The organism is Phytoactinopolyspora endophytica (genome assembly GCF_004138495.1).
In the GTDB taxonomy this organism is placed as follows: domain Bacteria; phylum Actinomycetota; class Actinomycetes; order Jiangellales; family Jiangellaceae; genus Phytoactinopolyspora; species Phytoactinopolyspora endophytica.
In genome coordinates this window covers 88,509-91,996 of the sequence record NZ_ML142865.1, presented here as the reverse complement: position 1 = coordinate 91,996, position 3,488 = coordinate 88,509, and the positions used below count along the sequence as shown (strand labels likewise).

The following is a 3,488-nucleotide window of genomic DNA, read 5'->3' as shown; positions in this document are numbered from 1 at the left end:
CCGTCGTCCGGCGGCAGGCCCGCCGGACGAGGGCGTGCCGGCAGCCGTGGGCTCCGGCAACTCGACGACGACATACCAACGTGTCTCCGGCATTCTGGACAGCTCATCGCGGAACTGCGCGGCCGTCCACGGCGGGTCCCCGGCGAACAGCTGCCGCTCTAGCGGCAGCAGACCGTCGATGTCCTCGCTCCGCATCGGGCGGATCGCTGCGTCCTGCGGAGCGTCTGCCATCGGGCCTCAATGCGCGGTGCGCAAGGAGGTCAGCACGCTCTTGCGCGGCGACGGCTCAGCGACGTCCGGGCGCCGGAGATACAGCGGTTCGGGGGCACCGCTCGGCACGGCATCGCTGATCAGTGCCGAGGCGAGATCGGCCGCGGACGGATACTCGGGCCCGATGACGGCGGCGAACGCGTCCGGGTAAAGCAGCGCCCCGGCACCGGCCGCCCTGATCGCACCCAGCCCAGGAGCCGCGGGTACGGACGCGGCGACGTCGGCGGCCGCTCCGACCTGCGGGCCGAGCACCCGCCGCCCGTCCGGCTCGTAGTACGCCCAGTAGATCTCACGACGACGAGCGTCAGTCGCCACGACGAACGGCATGTTCTCGTGAACGCCGATGGCCCGGACCCCGTACGCGATGATGTCCTGGCTGCATACCCCGCGGACCGGAATCCGCAGCGCGGCGCCCAGTGTCCGCGCCGCGGCCAGCCCCACCCGCAGACCTGTGAACGGCCCCGGCCCGACGCCGACAGCCACCTCGGTGATGTCACGACGGTCGGCACCAGCGGCACCAAGCACGTCGACGAGCGCGGGAGCCAGCAGCTCGGTATGCCGGCGGGTGTCCACCGTGGTCGACTGGGCGATGACCTGGTCGCCGTCATGCAGCGCCACCGTCACCGCAGGGGTGGACGTGTCCATAGCCAAGAGCAGCACGATCCCCTACGATACGCCGTCATCCCGTTGATCTTCACGCACGTCGCCGCGATCCTACGCACTTGTATGTTGGATCGTGCGACACGCGGCTCTTGGCGCCTGGGCGAAGCGAACCTGCGGGGCGTGGCCATGCCGCGGGACCATTCAGAGTAGAAATCGATTGCCCACGCGGTACGATAGTCGTCCGATACTGTCGATGCCCGTGCTGGCCATATCCGGTAACGAGAAGCCGTCAGGCTCTGAGCCAGCACAGTCACGCGAGGGGATGCACCATGGCAACCATCTACGACGTGGCACGGCGCGCCCAGGTCTCGGCCGCGACCGTATCCCGTGTGCTGAACGGACGCGAGACCGTCGACCCTGCCCTGGCCGAACGGGTCCTTGCCGCCGTCGGTGAGCTCGGATACCGCCGAAACGCGGTCGCTCGCAATCTGCGAAAGCAGCAGACCAGCCTCTGGGCCGTCATCATCTCCGACGTCGAGAATCCGTTCTTCACGTCGATGGTGCGTGGTATCGAAGACGTCGCCTCGGCCGCGGGCTGCTCGGTCGTCCTCTGCAACAGCGACGAGAACCCGGAGAAAGAGTCCAGGTACATCGCGGTGGCACTCGGCGAGCAGATGGCGGGCGTCATCATCTCGCCCTCATCTGACCGGGTGGAGGACCTCAACCTGCTCTCCTCGTCCGGATGCCCGGTGGTCATGGTCGACCGCGAGCTCAAAGGCGTGCGCGGCGACGCGGTACTGGTCGACAACGAGAACGGTGCCGAGGAAGCGACTGCTCACCTGGTCGAGCAGGGTTACGAGCGCATCGCCTGCATCACCGGGCCGCAGCGGGCGAGCACCGCGACCGAACGCCTGCGCGGGTACCGAAACGCGCTGGAAGCGGCCGGCCGGCGAGCCAACGACACCCTCATCCGGATGGCGAACTTCCGCGCGGACGGAGGCCACGATGCGATGGCGTCGTTACTCGACGAGCAGCAGCCACCAGATGCCGTGTTCGTCACCAACAACCTGATGACGGTCGGCGCCCTGGAGTGCCTGGTCGAACGTCGCCTGGACATTCCCGGCGACGTGGCCCTCGTCGGGTTCGACGAGGTCCCGTGGGCGGATCTGGTGCGGCCGAGCATCACGACCGTCGCCCAGCCCACATACGAGGAGGGACGCGCGGCGGCAGAGCTCCTGGCCCGCCGGATCGCCGAACCGGACAGGGCCCTGACACGGCAGATCCTGAGGACCTCGCTGCGAGTCCGGGCGAGTTCGACTAGTCATCCCTGATCCACTGAACCCGGCCGGACGTCACCCAGGCGGGCGCGATCTTCACCCCGCGATGGGACTATTGACCCTGGCAATCGATTTCTGACAAGGTGTGCCGATAACCACCGACGTGCCACGCAGAGGAGCATCGATGACGGCGTACGACCTGCCCCGGCCGGCCTCGCGCCCGACCCTGGAGCCGCGCACCGCCTATCTCATCGCCAGCGGCGACCTCCGAGAATCGGCCAACACAACGGGCTGGCCCACACAGGTCGAGCTCGAGCGGGTCATCTCCGCCACCATGGGTGACCTTGGCTGGACCGTCCAGCGGGCGAACGACGTCGACCCGGCGACAGGTCACGGGTTCATCAGCAGCCAACGGATGGGCCTGGAGGTGTTCAATGCCATTCCCGTCGACGCGCCGCTCATCGTCGCCGAGGCCGTGTGGCAGTACAGCCACCATGTGCTCGCGGGCCTGCGCACGCATCGCGGCCCCGTCCTCACCGTCGCCAACTTCGCCGGCGACTTCCCCGGCCTGGTCGGGCTGCTCAACCTCAACGCCAGCATGACCAAGATGGGCAGGGCATATTCGACCATCTGGACGGTCGACGGCACCGACGAGTGGTTCCGGCAAGGGCTGCGCAGCTGGGTGGAGACGGGCACCATCGAGCACGACGCGTCCCACGTCCACGACCTGCCGAGCCTCCCACCGAGCCCGGAGAGAGAGCTCGGCGAGGCCCTCGCCGAACAGTTGACGATTGACAAGGCGATCATCGGCGTCTTCGATGAGGGCTGCATGGGCATGTACAACGCGATCATCGACGACGAACTGCTCAACCCTCTCGGCATTTACAAGGAGCGGCTCTCACAGAGCGCCCTGTGGGCCGAGATGCAGCGCGTCGGCGACGAGGAGGCCGTGGCGGTCGGCGCCTGGCTGAAGGCGGCCGGCATGACCTTCCGGACCGGCACCGACGAAGCCACCGAGCTCACTGAGAACCAGCTGGCATGGCAGTACAAGATGTACATCGCCGCGCTCCGGATCAGCGACGACTTCGGGCTCGACGCCGTCGGGATCCAGTACCAGCAAGGGCTCAAGGACCTCGCCCCGGCGTCCGACCTGGCCGAAGGCCTGCTCAACAACGTCGCGCGGCCGCCGGTCACCAGCCGTGACGGCTCCCGCATCCTGTGGGAGGGCGAGGCGCTCCCACATTTCAACGAGGTCGACGAGGGGGTCGCGGTCGACGCCCTGGTCACCAACCGGGTGTGGCGCGCGATGGGCCTGGACCCGGCGACCACATTGCACGA

Annotated in this window: 3 protein-coding genes and 1 pseudogene; 2 read left to right on the top strand and 2 right to left on the bottom strand. The window is 68.1% G+C overall.

The window, feature by feature from the left end; all coding sequences use genetic code 11:
• Both ELR45_RS35855 and tsaB read right to left on the bottom strand, forming a co-directional pair.
• Positions 1 to 231 (bottom strand): annotated as a pseudogene (locus ELR45_RS35855) (hypothetical protein); the annotation flags it as partial.
• A 6-nt stretch (positions 232 to 237) separates the two neighbouring features.
• A complete protein-coding gene (tsaB, locus tag ELR45_RS26480; protein ID WP_129669001.1) occupies positions 238 to 930 on the bottom strand; it encodes a tRNA (adenosine(37)-N6)-threonylcarbamoyltransferase complex dimerization subunit type 1 TsaB in 693 nt (230 codons plus the stop codon).
• 272 nt (positions 931 to 1,202) lie between these two features.
• Here tsaB and ELR45_RS26475 point away from each other — a divergent pair, with 272 nt between their 5' ends.
• Together ELR45_RS26475 and ELR45_RS26470 are read left to right on the top strand one after the other, a co-directional pair.
• Positions 1,203 to 2,204 carry a LacI family DNA-binding transcriptional regulator gene (locus tag ELR45_RS26475; protein ID WP_129669000.1) on the top strand — a complete coding sequence of 334 codons (1,002 nt, stop codon included), beginning with the start codon at positions 1,203 to 1,205 and terminating at the stop codon, positions 2,202 to 2,204.
• A 130-nt stretch (positions 2,205 to 2,334) separates the two neighbouring features.
• Positions 2,335 to 3,488 (top strand): hypothetical protein (locus ELR45_RS26470; RefSeq protein ID WP_205857319.1); only part of this gene is annotated, 1,154 nt, incomplete at its 3' end.

Bases quoted from the DNA above. Each gene is read 5' to 3' on its own strand.
- ELR45_RS26475 (WP_129669000.1), top strand. From the start codon at position 1,203: ATGGCAACCATCTACGACGTGGCACGGCGCGCCCAGGTCTCGGCCGCG.